The organism is Streptomyces sp. NBC_00876 (genome assembly GCF_045207435.1).
Classification (GTDB): Bacteria; Actinomycetota; Actinomycetes; order Streptomycetales; family Streptomycetaceae; genus Streptomyces.
Window position 1 is genome coordinate 4,418,744 of the sequence record NZ_CP108800.1, and the last position, 15,427, is coordinate 4,434,170.

Genomic DNA, 15,427 nt, shown 5'->3' on the forward strand with positions numbered 1-15,427 from the left:
CTCATCCGTCAAAAGCGGTCATAGCATCACAAGACATGCCCACTATGTGCAAGCACCCCATAGCGCCGTGTTGACCTTCAATTGGTTTAAACACAAAGAAAAGCCCCTCACCGCCGTGGTGAGGGGCTCGCAGGGCCGAAGGAGTCAGAACGGGTAGTCGGCGATCACCCAGGTGGCGAATTCCCGCCACTGACCCGCGGCCGCCTGGTGGGCCGGATGCTCGATGTAGCTCTTCAGCGCGGCCTCGTCGGCAACGGCGGAGTTGATGGCGAAGTCGTACGCGATCGGCCGGTCGGTGATGTTCCAGGCGCACTCCCAGAACTCCAGTCCGGGGACCTTGTCCGCCAGCTCCTGGAAGGCCGTGGCGCCCGCGACGACGCGCGGATCGTCGCGCTCGACGCCGTCGTTCAGCTTGAACAGGACCAGATGGCGGATCATGCGGTACTCCTACTTCACCAGCTCGGACATGAAGTCGCCGACGCCCTGTGCGGCACTTGCAACACCCTCGAACCCTACCTGGACGAGATCAGCGGCCCGGTCGGGAGAGTTGATGATCGTGTAGAGCACGAAGACGACTATCAAGTAGAGAGCTATCTTCTTCGCTTGCACCATCAGCCCCTGACTCCCCTTCGATCCCCAGTGCGGTCGGGCGAGTCTATCCGCACGAATGGCCGTATCCCCCGGCGGTTTCCGATCACTCACCCCGTCTTTAAGGACCAAGGACCCGGGGATCGGGGCCCTTTGTCCGTCCCCGTGGCTTCTGCGGGGCGGCAGGATGGGTGGTGAGCCCAGCGGATTTGGCAGGAATCCGAGGGGCGAGGAACAGGACCTCATCTGTGGGGTTCTCGCCGCGGCCATCCCCCGATCGCGGCGAGGGCTGGTAGGGCCTGTTCTCATCGGGGGGAGCGGCTTGTCCCCCCGATGCCGCTTCCCCCGACCCGGACGCGACAGTGGCCCCGGGTCCGACGACGGTCGGACCCGGGGCCACTGCCGTACCCGGAGTGATACCGCCGACGCGGAAAACTCGAAGGGCCCGACGCTGTGCGTCGGGCCCTTCACAAGAGCGGTAGCGGAGGGATTTGAACCCTCGGTGAGTTTCCCCACACTCGCTTTCGAGGCGAGCTCCTTCGGCCGCTCGGACACGCTACCGAGAGAGAGCTTAGACCATCTCGGCCGTCCGTCGAAATCCGATTCCGCACAGGACCCCGCGACTACGGGCACGCCAGGTCAGCGGTCGCGGAAGAAGGCCGTCAGACGGGCCGCGCAGTCGGCCTCCAGGACTCCGTGGACGACCTCGGGGCGGTGGTTGAGGCGGCGGTCGCGTACGACGTCCCAGAGCGAGCCGGCCGCTCCGGCCTTCTCGTCGCGTGCCCCGTAGACCACCCGGCCCACGCGGGACTGCACCAGGGCGCCCGCGCACATCGTGCAGGGCTCCAGGGTGACCACCAGCGTGCAGCCGGACAGCCGCCACTCGCCGAGCGCGGCGGCGGCCCGGCGCAGCGCCAGGACCTCGGCGTGCGCGGTCGGGTCGCCGGTCGCCTCGCGTTCGTTGTGGCCCGCGGCGAGCAGGGCGCCGTCCGGGGCGAGGACGACGGCGCCGACCGGCACATCGCCGGCCGCCGCCGCCAGGTCCGCCTCGTCCAGGGCGCGGCGCATGGGCGCCCGCCACGGGTCCCGCAGGGGATCGTGCGGTGGGGAGGGGTGGTGCGGGTGCGCTGGTTCGGTCACCCGCGGACCTTAACGGACGGTCTCCAGGACCTCGGCCGCTCCCAGCGCGTCCGCGATCTCGGCCAGGGCGTCCGTCCGCAGCATCAGCAGCTCCGCCTCGGGGAGCCCGAGGTCGGACAGGATCCCGGTGTCACCGAGAGGACCTGCCGGTACGGCGTCGGCGTCCGGCTCGTCGTCGTTGTTGTTGTCGGTAGGGGTGGTGGTGTTGTCGGTACCGGGGGTGTCCGGCTCGCCGTCCTCCGTACCGTCGAGGCCGACGAGCTCTTCGAGGGCGGCAATCGTGTCCTCGGCCCCGGGTTCGCGGCCGAGCAGTTCATCGGTGAGCAGGATCTCCCCGTACGAGGAGCGGGCGGCGGCGGAGGCGTTGGAGATGTAGATACGGGGGTCCTCCTCACCGTCCACCCGGACGACGCCGAACCAGGCGTCCTCCTGTTCGATGAATACGAGCACCGTGTCCTCGTCGACCGAGGCCTCACGGGCCAGATCCGTCAGATCGGACAGGGTCTCCACATCGTCGAGCTCCGTGTCGCTCGCTTCCCACCCGTCTTCGGTGCGCGCGAGCAGTGCGGCGAAGTACACCGTGACTCTCCCACTGGTCTCAGGGGATCCCGTGTGGATCGTGCCGGGTTCGCGGGCTCTGGAACGCACCCTGATCCGGCCTGATCCGAACGAAAGACCCTAGGTGTGTCGGTCCGGCGGGAGGGCAGTCGGTGGTCCGGCTGTCCTGCGTCCCGCCCATCGGAATCGTGGCAGAAACGAGGGCTTCGCGAGAGCAGTTCCGCCGTTGAGTCGGCCATCAGTTCTCTCCGGCGCCGCCACCCGGGGTTCCTCCGCAGGTCCGGCGGCTACCAGCGAAACGTCCGCATCCGCATGGCCTGGCGCATTCGGGCGGCCTTGACCCGGCGCGGCTGGACCCGGTCGCGCAGCGCCTTCGCCTCGTGAAGTTCGCGGAGGAACTGGGCGCGCCGCCTCCGGCGCTGCGCGTCCGTCTCCTGCGGGTCCGGTTCCTGCGGATCCGGCCCGCCCCGCTTCTGCTGCGCCCCGTCCGGCATCGGCTCATCACCCCAAGGCTGGGTCCGTATGCCCCCACCTTCCCCCCGAACGTGCGGTTGATGCCAGCGCACGGGTACGGGAGGCGCCGCTACTGTTGACGCATGCGGATTCACGTCGTCGACCACCCGCTGGTCGCGCACAAACTCACCACCCTGCGCGACAAGCGCACCGACTCCCCGACCTTCCGGCGCCTCGCCGACGAGCTGGTCACCCTGCTCGCGTACGAGGCCACCCGCGATGTGCGCACCGAGCAGGTCGACATCGAGACCCCGGTGACACCCACCACCGGTGTGAAGCTGTCGTATCCGCGCCCCCTGGTCGTCCCGATCCTGCGGGCCGGCCTCGGCATGCTCGACGGCATGGTGCGGCTGCTGCCGACCGCCGAGGTGGGCTTCCTGGGCATGATCCGCGACGAGGAGACGCTCCAGGCGTCCACGTACGCGTCCCGTATGCCGGAGGACCTCTCGGGCCGCCAGGTGTACGTCCTGGACCCGATGCTGGCCACCGGCGGCACGCTGGTCGCGGCCATCCAGGAGCTGATCAAGCGCGGTGCGGACGACGTGACCGCCGTCGTGCTGCTGGCGGCGCCCGAGGGCGTCGAGGTGATGGAGCGCGAGCTGGCGGGGACGCCGGTCACCGTGGTCACCGCCTCGGTCGACGAGCGGCTCAACGAGCACGGCTACATCGTGCCGGGCCTCGGTGACGCGGGAGACCGCATGTACGGCACCGTCGACTAGGCACGGCTGTCCCGCGCCCGCGCGCCCCGGCGCCGCCCTCAGCAGGAGGACGGTGCGGGGGCGGGCGCGGTCAGGGCCGTCAGGGCCGAGGCCGCCGCCTTCGGCGTGCTGAACGCCTTGAACTTCGTACCGATGATCAGATCGACCTCCCCGGTCCTGCGGGCGTCGGTCTTCGTCACGGCTCCGGGCAGCTGGGTGCCGAGCACCGGGAACGTGCCGTTGACGGCCGCCGGGGCGCCCAGCAGCAGACCGGTACCGGCGACCTTCTTGTCGTAGGCCTTGGTGGCGTTACCCACCTTGCCGATCGTGAAGCCGCGCTTCTTCAGCTCGTCGGCGGCCGTCTTGGCGAGTCCGCTGCGCGGCGTCGCGTTGTAGACGTTGACCTTGATCTTCGCGGGCTTCGGCAGCACCTTCGCGGGCGCGGACGGCTTCGCGGACGGGCAGTCCGCCTTGCGGTCGGCGGCGCTGGCCGTCTTGTCGCCGCCCGTGAAGACATCGATGAGCTGCAGCGTGCCCCATCCGGCCAGCCCTAGGGCGACCACGGAGGCGGTGGCCGCGAGGACCAGTTTGCTGCGGCGGCGGCGGGGGCGCCGCATACGCGGGTACTTGTCACCCGTGATGCGGTACTTTCCGCCCATGCCGGGGGGAGTGAGCATGCTCATGGGCGCAGCGTAGTGCGACCCGGTGATGATGCCTACTAAATGATCAACGGATCGCACCCGTCCGGGTGGGAATGCACCCGAACGAACCCCGCAGGAGTCGAACAGACCCCGTCGGAGTCGAACAAAGCGGTCGGGGACTCAGCCGAGTTCGAGTACGCGGGCGTGCAGGACCTGGCGCTGCTGGAGCGCGGCGCGGACCGCGCGGTGCAGCCCGTCCTCGAGGTAGAGGTCGCCCTGCCACTTCACGACGTGCGCGAACAGGTCGCCGTAGAACGTGGAGTCCTCGGCGAGGAGGGTTTCGAGGTCCAGCTGGCCCTTGGTGGTCACCAGCTGGTCGAGGCGGACCGGGCGTGGCGCGACATCCGCCCACTGCCGGGTGCTTTCCCGGCCGTGGTCGGGATAAGGCTTCCCATTTCCGATGCGCTTGAAGATCACACGGAAAGCCTACCGGTCAAGAGGCTCCGGGCGCAGCCATGGGGCGGGACTGCGATGCTGGCCGGGGCGGCATATAAGCGTCCATTCCGGAATTGAGGCCGCGATGAGTGAGAGCGACAGCACGGGCGGGGGCGCACCCGGGAGCGCGAAGGGTGGTGCGCGCGGTGGAACCGGTGCGGAAGGCGCACTTCCGCCGCAGGCGCGGGAGATCGCGGCCGGGTACGACGTCGCCGGGGCCGCGCTCGAGCTCGGGGCGCTGCTCTGGGACGGTTCGTGCCTGCCCGGGGCCCGGATCCGCATCCCGCTCGGCATGCTGAACCGGCACGGACTCGTCGCCGGGGCCACCGGTACCGGCAAGACCAAGACCCTCCAGCTGATCGCGGAGCAGTTGTCGGCGAACGGGGTGCCGGTCTTCCTCGCCGACATCAAGGGTGACGTCTCCGGCATCGCGTCCCCCGGCGTGCCGGGCGACAAGGTGGCCGAGCGGGCCGGCCAGGTGGGGCAGGAGTGGAAGGCCACCGCCTTCCCCACCGAGTTCTACGCGCTGGGCGGCACCGGCCCCGGCATTCCGCTGCGGGCGACGGTCACCGGTTTCGGTCCGGTCCTGCTGGCCAAGGTGCTCCAGCTCAACCGGACGCAGGAGCAGTCGCTCGGCCTGATCTTCCACTACGCCGACGCCAAGGGCCTGGAGCTGGTGGACCTGAAGGACCTGCGCTCGGTCGTCGCGTTCCTCGTCTCGGACACCGGCCGGGCGGAGCTCAAGGGCATCGGCGGGCTGTCGACGGCCACGGCCGGAGTGATCCTGCGCTCGGTCACCGCGTTCGAGCAGCAGGGCGCGGGCGACTTCTTCGGCGAGCCGGAGTTCGACACGGCCGAGCTGCTGCGGCAGGCACCGGACGGGCGGGGCCTCGTCTCCGTACTGGAGCTGGCCGCCGTGCAGGACAAGCCGCAGCTCTTCTCGACGTTCCTGATGTGGCTGCTCGCCGACCTCTTCCACGATCTGCCGGAGGTCGGGGACCTGGACCGTCCCAAGCTCGTCTTCTTCTTCGACGAGGCGCATCTGCTGTTCAGCGGGGCGTCGAATGCGTTCCTGGAGTCGATCACCCGGACCGTGCGGCTGATCCGGTCCAAGGGGGTGGGCATCTTCTTCGTCACGCAGACGCCGCGCGATGTCCCCGCCGATGTGCTGGGCCAGCTCGGCAACCGTGTGCAGCACGCGCTGCGGGCCTTCACCCCCGACGACGCGAAGGCGCTGCGGGCGACCGTGAAGACGTTCCCGAACTCGCCCTACGACCTGGAGGAGCTGCTGACCGGTCTGGGCACCGGCGAGGCGGTGATCACCGTGCTGAGCGAGAAGGGCGCGCCGACTCCGGTCGCCGCTACCCGGCTGCGGGCCCCGCAGTCGCTGATGGGCCCGTGCCCGGCGGCGGAGCTGGACGCCGCGGTGAAGGGGTCCTCGCTGTACGGACGTTACGCACAGGCTGTGGACCGGGAGTCGGCGTACGAGAAGCTGGGCGCCACCCAGGACGCCGAGCAGCGGGCCGCCGCCGAGGCCGCGGACCGGGCGGCGGTGGAGGCGGCGGTCAGGTCCGGCGAGTCCGCACCCGCGGCGCGCCGGGACGGGGCGGGTTCCGGGGCGGGTTCCGGGGCGGGCGGACAGTCCGGGGACGATGCCTCGCTGGTGCGGCAGGTGGTCGGCAGCGGGATGTTCAAGTCGCTGGCGCGGTCCGTGGGGACGCAGCTGGGCCGGGAGATCTCACGCTCGCTCTTCGGCACGGCACGCCGCAGACGGTAGAGCGCGACGGGGCGGCCGGTTCCCGGCGGCACACCGGCGGAGGCTGTTCCCGGCGGGCTCATCTGCCCTTGGCCGCCGCCTTCTCGGCCTTCGCCGCCTGCTTGGCCTCCTGCTTGAAGGCGCGGACCTCGGCGAGCGACTCGGGGCCGGTGATGTCGGCGACCGAGCGGTGCGAGCCCGCCTCCCCGTACGGCCCCGCCGCCTCCCGCCAGCCCGGCGGCCGGACGCCGAACTGCTTGCCCAGCAGCGCCAGGAAGATCTGCGCCTTCTGGGTGCCGAACCCCGGCAGGGCGTTGAGTCGTTTACGCAGCTCGGCGCCGGTGGCGGCATCGCTCCACACCGCGCTCGCCTCACCGTCGTACTGCGCCACCAGGAACTGGCACAGCTGCTGCACCCGCTTGGCCATCGAGCCCGGGTAGCGGTGCAGCGCGGGCTTGTCGGTGAAGAGTGCGGTGAACGCCTCGGGGTCGTACACGGCGATCTCATGGGCGTCCAGATCGTCCCGTCCCATGCGCTGCGCCAGGGCGTACGGACCCGAGAAGGCCCACTCCATCGGCACCTGCTGGTCCAGCAGCATGCCCACCAGCGCGGCGAGCGGGCTGCGCGCGAGCAGTTCGTCCGCCTCGGGCTGCTGGGCGATCCGGAGGGTGATGTCTCGCTCTTCGTCGCTCTTGGTCATGGCCCCGATCATTACGAGCCCGAGCTGCGACGGCCAGCACAACCACCGTCGGCGCAGCCGTTTGCAGCCGTTTGCCGCTGGTTTCGGGGTCGGGCGGCAGCGGGATGCCGGCGGCGGGCGTACGAGCTCAGTCCGCCAGCCGGTCCGCGCGCCGGTGCAGGTAGCGGGCCTCCGGGATGCTCAGGGTCCCGGCGGCCGCCGCGCGGTAGGCGGCGCGGGCGCCCTCCAGGTCGCCGGCCCGTTCCAGCAGGTGGGCGCGGACGGCGTCCAGCCGGTGGTGGCCTGCCAGCCGGTCCGCGAGCGCGTCGGTCTCGGCCAGCCCGGCCTGCGGCCCGTGCACCATCGCGACGGCGACGGCCCGGCTCAGTCCGGCCATCGGCTCGGGGGCGATGCGTACGAGAACGTCGTACAGCGCCAGGATCTGCGGCCAGTCGGTGTCCTCGGCGCGGGGTGCCTCGTCGTGCAGCGCCGCGATGGCCGCCTGCACCTGGTAGGGCCCGGCGGGCCCCTCGCCCAGCGCCTCCTCGACCAGGGCGATGCCCTCGGCGACGGCCGCCCGGTCCCAGCGGGTGCGGTCCTGCTCGTCGAGCGGGATGAGTTCGCCGTGCGGTCCGGTGCGTGCGGCGCTGCGGGCGTCGGTCAGCAGCATCAGCGCCAGGAGCCCGGACACCGCGCCGTCCCGGGGCAGCAGCCGGCGCACGGCTCGGGTCAGCCGGATCGCCTCCCGGGCCAGTCCTGCCCGGTGCAGCGCGCGGCCGGAGGTCGCCGTATAGCCCTCGTTGAAGATCAGGTAGAGCACCTGGAGCACGGCGGCGAGCCGCCCGTCCCGGTCGGCGGGCACCGGCTGGACGAACGCGGCGCCCCGGACCTTGCGCTTGGCCCGGCTGATCCTCTGGGCCATCGTCGCCTCGGGCACCAGATGCGCCCGCGCGATCTCGGCCGTGGTCAGCCCGCCGACGGCCCGCAGGGTCAGGGCGATCTGCGCGGCCGGGGCCAGGTCCGGATGGCAGCACAGGAAGAGCAGGGTGAGGGTGTCGTCCTCGGACGGTGCCCGGTCCCCGCCCGGCACGGGCTCGTCGGGCGGCGGCGCGGTGAAGGCGTCGCGCGGGGTGAGCGCGGCCGCCGCCTCCTCACGCGCGCGCCGGGCGTCGTCGCTGCGCAGCCGGTCCACGAGCCGCCGGGAGGCCACCCTGATCAGCCAGCCGCGCGGATTGTCCGGCACCCCCTGCTCCGGCCACTGCCGGGCAGCGGCGATCAGGGCCTCCTGCACCGCGTCCTCGGCCTGGTCGAAGTGCCCGTACCGGCGTACCAGCGCGCCGAGGACCTGCGGGGCGTGCAGCCGCAGCAGGTCCTCGGCCTCGGTCCTGCGTTTCACACATCGCCCCCGCCGCTGTCGATGGCCCGAATGGCCACCGGGCGGGCGGGCGCACCGGCGGGTGCCGGGCACTGCGTGACGCGCGCGGCGATCTCGGTGACCCGCTCCAGGCTCTCGCACTCGAGTACCCAGTACCCGGCGAGCAGCTCCTTCGTCTCTCCGTAGGGACCGTCGGTGATCACCGGGCGGCCGTCCTCGCCCGCCGTGACGAAGCGGGTCTTCGCCGGTTCGACGAGCCCCTGGGCGTCGATGAGCTCACCGGTCTCGGCGAGATCGTCGTTGATCGCGCCCATGAACGCGAACATGGTCTGTACGTCCTTCTCGCTCCAGGCCGGATTGCCGGCGGACGCGTTCCCGCGCATCGCCTCGTAGTCCTCCTGCGAGCCCTGCACCATCACCAGGTACTTCATGATCCGCTCCCTCGGTGGTGTCCCTGCCGCCCCTCATGGGCGGTTCTCACAGGGGACGTCGGAGCGGGGGGACGGTTCTCGACACCGCGCCGGAGAGCTTCCCGGAATCCGCGAGAATTCCCGCAACGGCCCAGGCGAACCCGCCACGCGTGAGACGCAACCGCGCGGACGGGCCGGCGGGTCCTGAGAGGCGGGGCCTGTATCTTCCGGCCCCGGGAACCGGAGGAACCGGCGGGAGCGGGGAGCGGGGAGCAGCGGTGGCGTTCGGCAGGAGCGGGCGGGGCGAGGAGACGCCGGTGAAGGCCGGCTGGATCGCCGGGCGCCCGGCGTTCGCTTTCGCTCTCGTGGGCGACCGCCACGCGTGGCATGCGCGGACGGGACGGCCCGTACCGGGCTCAGGCGGGGGGCGGGCCGCCGGTGTGCTGCCGGGCGCAGATCGCTTCGGTGGTCCGGCACAGGGTCCGTACCGCCAGACGCAGCGACTGCCGGGAAGCCAGCCAGAGGACCACGCCCGCCGGCGCGGCGGGCCACCACCAGGCGCCGAGGAGCACGACGGCCACGCTCCAGGCCAGACCCTCGCAGGACGCGTCGTAGGCGTTCCGGGCCTCGCTCAGCGCGGCCCGGGAGACCTCCGGGACGGTGAGCAGCAGACCGGTCCACTCGCCGGCGATGTCCAGGCCGGTCGTCCGCCTGATCTCCGTCTCGGTGGCGCGCAGCCGGTCGCCCGACCAGGTGGGGCAGCCGGGTTCGTCCGTCGTACGGGCCAGGCGCGCGTCCAGACGGTCGGCGCGGAGCTCCCGGCCGGCGGCGCGGGCCCGGACGGACTCCCGCGCGACCTCGGAGGGCGGCGCCCACCGCCTCACCCGCCACGCCGTCACCCGCCGGCTCAGCGGCATCAGCCACCAGGGCCAGGCCCCGGAGGCCAGCGCGCCGATCCCTGCCGCGGCGAAGGGCACCGCGAACGCCAGACCCACGACCGCCACCGCTACGAGGACGAGCAGCGCCAGGCTGTCGTCGGACAGGCTGCCGCCCGTCCGCAGGGCCGCGGCGATCCGGGCGCGGGCGAGCCCGAGGTCGTTCCAGTGCCGCTGCCCGAGCTGTCCGCCCCCCACGACGGCGACGACGACGAACAGCGCGGCGGGCAGCAGCCGACGCAGGAACCACCCGTCGGGGATGCGCTTCTGGAGTTCGGCGAGCAGCGTCATCGTCGTGGTCAGCCGCCCACCAGGCGCATCGGCTGCCCGGCCAGGAGGCACGCGGGCGTCTGCGGGGACGCCCCCTCGCGCAGCTCGACGCGGGCACACCGGCCGCCGGGACAGACCCAGCCGGCCGACCGGGGCGTGGGCCCGCCGGGCCAGTCCCCGACACCCATCGTGGCGCGCAGGCCGATCCCGTCGGGGATCCCGGCGGCCTCGGCGGCGTCGTGCAGTGCGCGTACGGCCTGCCGCCAGGCATCGGTGGACGGGGTCTCGTCCCGGACGACCGCGAAGGGGGCGTCCCAGAGCGCGGGTCCGACGAGCTCGCGCAGCGCGTCGGTGTTACGGCACACATACTCGACGGCATCCTCGTAGAGCCTGCGCGTCTTCGCCCCGTCTCCCATCGCGTCCTCCCTCAACTGCCCGTGAATCACTGCCTGCTGACGTGAAATCAAACTACTGTAATGAACGATGACCGAGCTTCGGGAACGTGTCCTCGCGCGGCTGTCGGCAGTCCAGGAGAGCAGCGATCCCGCGCCGCTGCGTGCACCGGACGCGGTCGCCGACGCGTTCGCGCTGCTGCGTGAAGCGGCGCCGTCGCCCGGGGAGTCCATCGACCTCGACGCGCTCTCCGACGTTCTGTGGACCTTCTGGCTCCGCCACCTGGGCGACGACGACCCGGAGGGGCGGCGGAACGTGATGGTGGTGATGGGGACCTTCGGTTTCCTGCAGCCGCGCGTCCCGGCACAGTTCCATCTCCCCGAGCCACTGCGGGAGTCCTTCGACGCCGCCGACCCGGTCCACGACGCGCTGTTCGCGTATCTCGTCAGCAGTGCCTTCGGTGACGCGCTCAATGCACCGGACGCACGGGACGCGGCCGGGTCCGACCGGCTGATCGCGCTGGAGCGCGCGCTCGCCTGGTCCGGCACGGCCCGAGGCCTTCTTCCCGAGGACCACGACGGCTTCGTCGAAGTGATGGTGCACGCCCTGCATCTGGAGATGGCGCGGTTCGCGCTGATGGCGGAACCGGAGGCGCTGGCCGAGGCGGCGGGTCATGGGCGTCTGGTGTGCGAGCGACTGGCCGCCGCCGGGAGCGTCGCCGGCGAGGGGCGGGCCGAGGTGATCGCGCTTGCGCTCGGGACGGTCATGGACGCGGCCCGGATGCTCGGTGACCCCTCGCTGGCCGATGTCGAACGGCTGGCGGCCGCCTTCCCGGACGGGGCGCTCGCCCCGCAGCTCTCGGAGGGGCTGGACATCCTGCGTGAGCTGTACGCCGACCCCATGGCGTGGCCGGGACAGTTGGACCTCGGCCTGGGGGAGGCCCTTGCCGACGCCGGCGCGCTGGAACACGACGCGGGCCGCATCGCCTGTGGCGTACGCCGTCTGCGCGCAGCCCTGGACCGTACGACTTCGGGGCATCAGGCCCGCCCCGCTGTCGTCGCGGCCCTGGTCCGGGGACTTCGGGCGTTCGCGCAGGAGCGGGGGGACGAGGAGGCGGACCGGGAGGCGCGCGAACTGCTCGCCGCCGAGGGCGCGTCGGGGCCACCACCGGGTCCGCCGGGTCCGCCGGGGGCGGAGGACAGGGAACTCCAGGATCTCGCCGCCGCCTGGGAAGCGCTGATGGAGAGCAGCGACGATCCGGTCAGCATCGACATCCGGAAGGACGGGCCGCAGGCCGTACGCGTAGCCGAACAGATCAGGGATCTCGCCGAGCGGGAGGGGACGCCTTCACCGTTCCTGGACGTCGACATCGAGATCATCCGCCTGTTCGCCGAGACCGGCGAGGACCCCGGTACGGTCTCCGACGCATGGCTCGCCCGCTACCGCACCGCTCTGGCCACGCTGCCGCCCGGCACACCGCTGCGCTACGGCTACACCGCCGTGCTGGCCGCGACGACCGGGGCGCGGGGGCAGGCTCTGCGGAAGACGGAACCCGACAGGGCCGCGGAACTCCTCGCGGAAGCCGGCGCGCTGACCGAGGCCGCGGCCGCCGACGCGCCGGCCGGCTTCCCGCCCCTCGCGATACTGCGGCGCGGCCGGTTCACCGCCGCGGTGCCGGTCGCCGTGATGGCGGTCCAGAGCGACGGACCGGAACGGGAGCCGGACCCCGAACTGACCTTCTTCACCCGCCTCGACGACATCCGCGAGGGCGACCCGGAGCATCTCGGCTCCGCCATCGCGGACCTGTGGGAACTGGCCGGTGACATAGGGGAGGGGGACCGCTCCCGCGAGGCGCCGCTGGCGGCCATGCTGGGCAGCGCGGTCTTCGCCAGGACGGCGGAGTCCGGAGATCCGGGCCTGCTCGAATGGACGGTACGGCTGCTGCGTTTCGCGCACGCCAACTCCTCCGATCTCGCCGAAGGGTTCGATCAGCTCCTGGCCTCCGCCCTCACGATGCGGTCGGCGCAGCGGTTCGACGCGGAGGGGGCGCGTGAGGCGGCGGCTCTGTCGGCCTGGTCGCCGGGCGGAGAGGTACCTGCCGACATCGGGCAGGCCGGGTGGCTGATCCACACCGAATTCCACAACGCACTGCAGAACTATCTGTTCGGCCACGAACCCGCCCAGCTCGAACGCGCCAAGAACCTCGCACGACAGCTCAAGGAACTCAGCGAGGAAGCGGCGGCCGCCCGGCAGGAGCGGCCGGTCTGGCTGGACGCGATGGCCGACAACTACCTGTCCCTGACCGAGACCGTCGGACCGTCGGGCAGCCCGGGCAGTACCTTCACCGACGACCTGGTGGAGCGGTGCCGCAGGACGTTCGAGGCGTGTCCGGCGGGCCATCCGATGCGGCTCTCCACCGGGATGACGCTGATCCGGGTGCTCGCCCTGCGCGCACTCGCGTTGCGGGAGACCGAGCAGAGGCGGGCGACGGCCCTCGTGGCCGAGGCCGCCCATCTGGTCGACGCGCTGGGGGAGGAGGCCCCCGAGGGCTGGACCGACATGATGCGCCCGCACCTCGGCGCCATCGCCATCCAGGTCCTGGGAGGACAACTGCCGCCGGTCTCCTCGAGGACCGGGCCGCCGGGGGCCGGGGCGCCCCGGGCAGAGACGCCGGGGACCGGGGCGTCGGGGGCCGGGCCGTCCGGCACGGAGCCGTCGGGGATCGGGCCGCCGGGGATCGGACGGCCGTCGGGGATCGGACGGCCGCCGGGGGCGCCGGAGGTCCCCACGAACGCCATGGAGGTCCTGATGGTGAACCTCCGGAACCGCATGTCCGGAATCGCCGACGACACCGCCTGGCGCAATCCCGCGCTCCCGGCGTGGTTCCGGGCCAGCGGGTCGATCGGGGCGGCGGCCGGAGCGCTGGGCAGTGTGCCGCCGCGGATCGAATCGGCCCTGTCCCATCTGGAGGACGCCGTGGAGGCCATGGCCTCCATCACCGACCGCGGCAGCGACCAGGAGTCCGCCGAGCACGGCCTGACGGCGTTCGAGGGAGACATCCGCAAGGTGGTCGGGCTGCTCCTCATGGCCCTCCACATGCGCGAGGGCACCGCGGCGTTGAAGGCCCGGGTGGCGGCCCTGGAGGAGATCGCCGGCGCGGCTGCGGAGAACCAGCCCCTTCCGGACGCCCTGCCCGAGAGCCTGTCCGACCGGAACGCCTCCCTCCATTCCCTCCATGTCCTCACCGGACCCGCCGTCGACCGTGCCACGGAGCTCCTCGAACGCGGGCGCGGACTGCTGCTCGCCCGTCGGATCGAGGCCCGCGCCGACCTCGGCGAACTCAGGTCGGCGCACCCGGACCTGGCGGACGAAGTCGAGCGGCTGACAGCCCTGCTCGCCACCGGGGAAGGACCCGGGTCGGGGCGTGGGTCCGGGTCCGGGGTGCCGGCCCCCGAGAGTGGGTCCGGGGCCGGGGCGCCGGCCGGCCACGCCGAGAGGGCCCGGCTCGCCGGACTGCGTGCCTCGCGCGAACTCGACGACCTGGTCGCGCACATCCGTACCCGGCCCGGATTCGACGGCTTCCTGCGACCGCTCTCCGCCGCGCAGCTGCGCGACCTCGCGGCCGACGGCCCGATCGTCGTGCTCAACCACGGGCCGCAGATGAGCCACGCCCTCGTGGTGACGGCCCGGTCGGTCACCGCCCTGCGCATTCAGGCCACGTCGGAAGAGATCGACGACGCGGCCCGACGGCTGTGCGAAGCCGTCGACGCGATCAGCGCCGGCGGCGCGACGCGACCGTCCCCGGCCGCGCTCATCGCCGCCGGGGCAACGCTCCGCGAGACGCTGGAGTGGACCTGGCACACGGTCGTGCAGCCGGTTCTGGACCTGGTCGGCTCGTCCGGCCCGGTCGACGGCGAAGGGCCCTGGCCGCGCGTCTGGTGGGTGCCGACGGGGGCCTTCAACTCCCTGCCGCTGCACGCGGCGCAGTGCGCGAGGCCCGGCTGCGAACGCGGCGACTGCGGTGCCGCACTCGACACGGTGATCTCCTCGTACGTCCCGGGCTTCCGGACCCTGGCGCACGCCCGTACCAGGGCCGCCCACCGGGACACCGCCGGCAGCGGCGGCGCGCTGCTGGTCGCGTCCTCGGAGGACGAGCTGCCCGGCGTGGCGCGGACGGCCGCCTTCGCGGCCCGGCTGCTCGGCGCGGACGCCCCCCTGGTCGGCCCCGCCGCCACCCGCGAAGCCGTCCTCGCCGCGCTGGGCGGCACCTCATGGGTCCACTTCGGCTGCCACGCGGCCACGGACCCGGCCGAGCCCTCCGGCGCCCTGCTCCACCTGCCGAGCGGCGAGCCCCTGTCGGTCCTGGAGATCTGCCGCGCCCGCCCGGACGCGGCCCGCCTCGCGTTCCTGGCCGCCTGCGGCACCGCCCGCAGTTCCGAACACCTCTCGGACGAGGCCATCCACATCACCAGCGCCTTCCTTCTCGCCGGCTTCCCCACGGCGGTCGGCACCCTGTGGGAGATCGACAGCAGGCACGCGGACGAGGTCACCAAGGACTTCTACCGCCGCCTCACCTCCGACCCCGCCGCCTCACCCGCCCACGTCCTGCACCACACGGTCCGAGCCCTGCGCCACCGAATCCCGGACCGTCCCCACATCTGGGCGGCGTACGTGCACGCGGGGACGTGAACGGTGCCGATCCGCCCGCCGTATCCACGTGGCCCGCTTCCGACGACAGGAATGCGACAGGAATACGAGATGCGGGAGGAGGAGATACCTTGCCGGCCGGTAAAGGGATTCCGGAGCCGAAGATCTCGGCGTGAGTGACACCGGGCAGGCCTGGTTTCTTCGCACGGCACGGAGCGGATCCTTGCGACGTGATGAGCCTCGCCATGACAGCGGCGGGACGGTCCGCGGCCACCCCCGGGCCTCCCGTGAGACAGCCAGGCCACCGCCAGGCCGGAACGGCTACCTTG

At 72.4% G+C, this 15,427-nt stretch carries 15 protein-coding genes and 1 tRNA gene; 3 read left to right on the top strand and 13 right to left on the bottom strand.

The window, feature by feature from the left end:
• Positions 1-144: 144 nt before the first annotated feature.
• The 6 genes from OG782_RS19185 to OG782_RS19210 form a co-directional block, all read right to left on the bottom strand.
• Complete coding sequence (locus tag OG782_RS19185; RefSeq protein ID WP_406452574.1) at positions 145-438, bottom strand: Dabb family protein; 294 nt, start codon at positions 436-438, stop codon at positions 145-147.
• Positions 439-447: 9 nt separating this feature from the next.
• Positions 448-612 carry a hypothetical protein gene (locus tag OG782_RS19190; protein WP_406452576.1) on the bottom strand — a complete coding sequence of 55 codons (165 nt, stop codon included), beginning with the start codon at positions 610-612 and terminating at the stop codon, positions 448-450.
• 452 nt (positions 613-1,064) lie between these two features.
• Positions 1,065-1,149, bottom strand: a tRNA-Ser gene (locus tag OG782_RS19195).
• A gap of 78 nt (positions 1,150-1,227) precedes the next feature.
• Complete coding sequence (gene tadA / locus OG782_RS19200; RefSeq protein WP_406452578.1) at positions 1,228-1,728, bottom strand: tRNA adenosine(34) deaminase TadA; 501 nt, start codon at positions 1,726-1,728, stop codon at positions 1,228-1,230.
• A 9-nt stretch (positions 1,729-1,737) separates the two neighbouring features.
• On the bottom strand, positions 1,738-2,307 hold the full coding sequence (locus OG782_RS19205; protein WP_406452580.1) for a hypothetical protein: 570 nt from the start codon (positions 2,305-2,307) through the stop codon (positions 1,738-1,740).
• A gap of 266 nt (positions 2,308-2,573) precedes the next feature.
• Positions 2,574-2,780, bottom strand: a complete 207-nt coding sequence (locus tag OG782_RS19210; protein WP_406452582.1) for a hypothetical protein — start codon at positions 2,778-2,780, stop codon at positions 2,574-2,576.
• 102 nt (positions 2,781-2,882) lie between these two features.
• Here OG782_RS19210 and upp point away from each other — a divergent pair, with 102 nt between their 5' ends.
• A complete protein-coding gene (gene upp / locus OG782_RS19215) occupies positions 2,883-3,518 on the top strand; it encodes a uracil phosphoribosyltransferase (protein ID WP_406452584.1) in 636 nt (211 codons plus the stop codon).
• A gap of 38 nt (positions 3,519-3,556) precedes the next feature.
• Here upp and OG782_RS19220 read toward each other — a convergent pair whose 3' ends face one another.
• Together OG782_RS19220 and OG782_RS19225 are read right to left on the bottom strand one after the other, a co-directional pair.
• On the bottom strand, positions 3,557-4,156 hold the full coding sequence (locus OG782_RS19220; RefSeq protein WP_406459155.1) for a LytR C-terminal domain-containing protein: 600 nt from the start codon (positions 4,154-4,156) through the stop codon (positions 3,557-3,559).
• Between the two features lie 162 nt (positions 4,157-4,318).
• The gene (locus OG782_RS19225) at positions 4,319-4,615 is read right to left on the bottom strand and encodes a type II toxin-antitoxin system VapB family antitoxin (RefSeq protein WP_018101777.1); all 297 of its coding nucleotides are present in this window, start codon (positions 4,613-4,615) and stop codon (positions 4,319-4,321) included.
• Positions 4,616-4,718: 103 nt separating this feature from the next.
• On the opposite strand from OG782_RS19225, the gene OG782_RS19230 reads away from it, so the two are divergent.
• Positions 4,719-6,410 carry a helicase HerA-like domain-containing protein gene (locus OG782_RS19230; RefSeq protein WP_406452586.1) on the top strand — a complete coding sequence of 564 codons (1,692 nt, stop codon included), beginning with the start codon at positions 4,719-4,721 and terminating at the stop codon, positions 6,408-6,410.
• Between the two features lie 58 nt (positions 6,411-6,468).
• Here the strand turns inward: OG782_RS19230 and OG782_RS19235 are convergent, their stop codons facing one another.
• The 5 genes from OG782_RS19235 to OG782_RS19255 all read right to left on the bottom strand — a co-directional run bounded on the left by OG782_RS19235 (position 6,469) and on the right by OG782_RS19255 (position 10,474).
• Positions 6,469-7,089 (bottom strand): HhH-GPD-type base excision DNA repair protein, encoded by a 621-nt coding sequence (locus OG782_RS19235; protein WP_406452588.1) that lies wholly within the window; start codon positions 7,087-7,089, stop codon positions 6,469-6,471.
• Between the two features lie 127 nt (positions 7,090-7,216).
• Entirely contained in the window at positions 7,217-8,464 is a 1,248-nt protein-coding gene (locus tag OG782_RS19240) for an RNA polymerase sigma factor (RefSeq protein WP_406452590.1), read from the bottom strand.
• Positions 8,461-8,874 carry a YciI family protein gene (locus OG782_RS19245; RefSeq protein WP_406452592.1) on the bottom strand — a complete coding sequence of 138 codons (414 nt, stop codon included), beginning with the start codon at positions 8,872-8,874 and terminating at the stop codon, positions 8,461-8,463. The genes OG782_RS19240 and OG782_RS19245 overlap by 4 nt, the downstream gene beginning before the upstream one ends.
• Positions 8,875-9,269: 395 nt before the next feature.
• A complete protein-coding gene (locus OG782_RS19250; protein WP_406452594.1) occupies positions 9,270-10,079 on the bottom strand; it encodes a hypothetical protein in 810 nt (269 codons plus the stop codon).
• 8 nt (positions 10,080-10,087) lie between these two features.
• Positions 10,088-10,474, bottom strand: coding sequence for a hypothetical protein (locus tag OG782_RS19255; protein WP_406452595.1), 387 nt, complete (start codon positions 10,472-10,474; stop codon positions 10,088-10,090).
• 67 nt (positions 10,475-10,541) lie between these two features.
• Here OG782_RS19255 and OG782_RS19260 point away from each other — a divergent pair, with 67 nt between their 5' ends.
• Positions 10,542-15,140, top strand: a complete 4,599-nt coding sequence (locus OG782_RS19260) for a CHAT domain-containing protein (RefSeq protein ID WP_406452597.1) — start codon at positions 10,542-10,544, stop codon at positions 15,138-15,140.
• Positions 15,141-15,427 lie beyond the last annotated feature (287 nt).

Bases quoted from the DNA above. Each gene is read 5' to 3' on its own strand.
- OG782_RS19185 (WP_406452574.1), bottom strand. From the start codon at position 438: ATGATCCGCCATCTGGTCCTGTTCAAGCTGAACGACGGCGTCGAGCGC.
- OG782_RS19190 (WP_406452576.1), bottom strand. From the start codon at position 612: ATGGTGCAAGCGAAGAAGATAGCTCTCTACTTGATAGTCGTCTTCGTG.
- OG782_RS19210 (WP_406452582.1), bottom strand. From the start codon at position 2,780: ATGCCGGACGGGGCGCAGCAGAAGCGGGGCGGGCCGGATCCGCAGGAA.
- upp (WP_406452584.1), top strand. From the start codon at position 2,883: ATGCGGATTCACGTCGTCGACCACCCGCTGGTCGCGCACAAACTCACC.
- OG782_RS19220 (WP_406459155.1), bottom strand. From the start codon at position 4,156: ATGGGCGGAAAGTACCGCATCACGGGTGACAAGTACCCGCGTATGCGG.
- OG782_RS19230 (WP_406452586.1), top strand. From the start codon at position 4,719: ATGAGTGAGAGCGACAGCACGGGCGGGGGCGCACCCGGGAGCGCGAAG.
- OG782_RS19235 (WP_406452588.1), bottom strand. From the start codon at position 7,089: ATGACCAAGAGCGACGAAGAGCGAGACATCACCCTCCGGATCGCCCAG.
- OG782_RS19245 (WP_406452592.1), bottom strand. From the start codon at position 8,874: ATGAAGTACCTGGTGATGGTGCAGGGCTCGCAGGAGGACTACGAGGCG.
- OG782_RS19250 (WP_406452594.1), bottom strand. From the start codon at position 10,079: ATGACGCTGCTCGCCGAACTCCAGAAGCGCATCCCCGACGGGTGGTTC.
- OG782_RS19255 (WP_406452595.1), bottom strand. From the start codon at position 10,474: ATGGGAGACGGGGCGAAGACGCGCAGGCTCTACGAGGATGCCGTCGAG.
- OG782_RS19260 (WP_406452597.1), top strand. From the start codon at position 10,542: ATGACCGAGCTTCGGGAACGTGTCCTCGCGCGGCTGTCGGCAGTCCAG.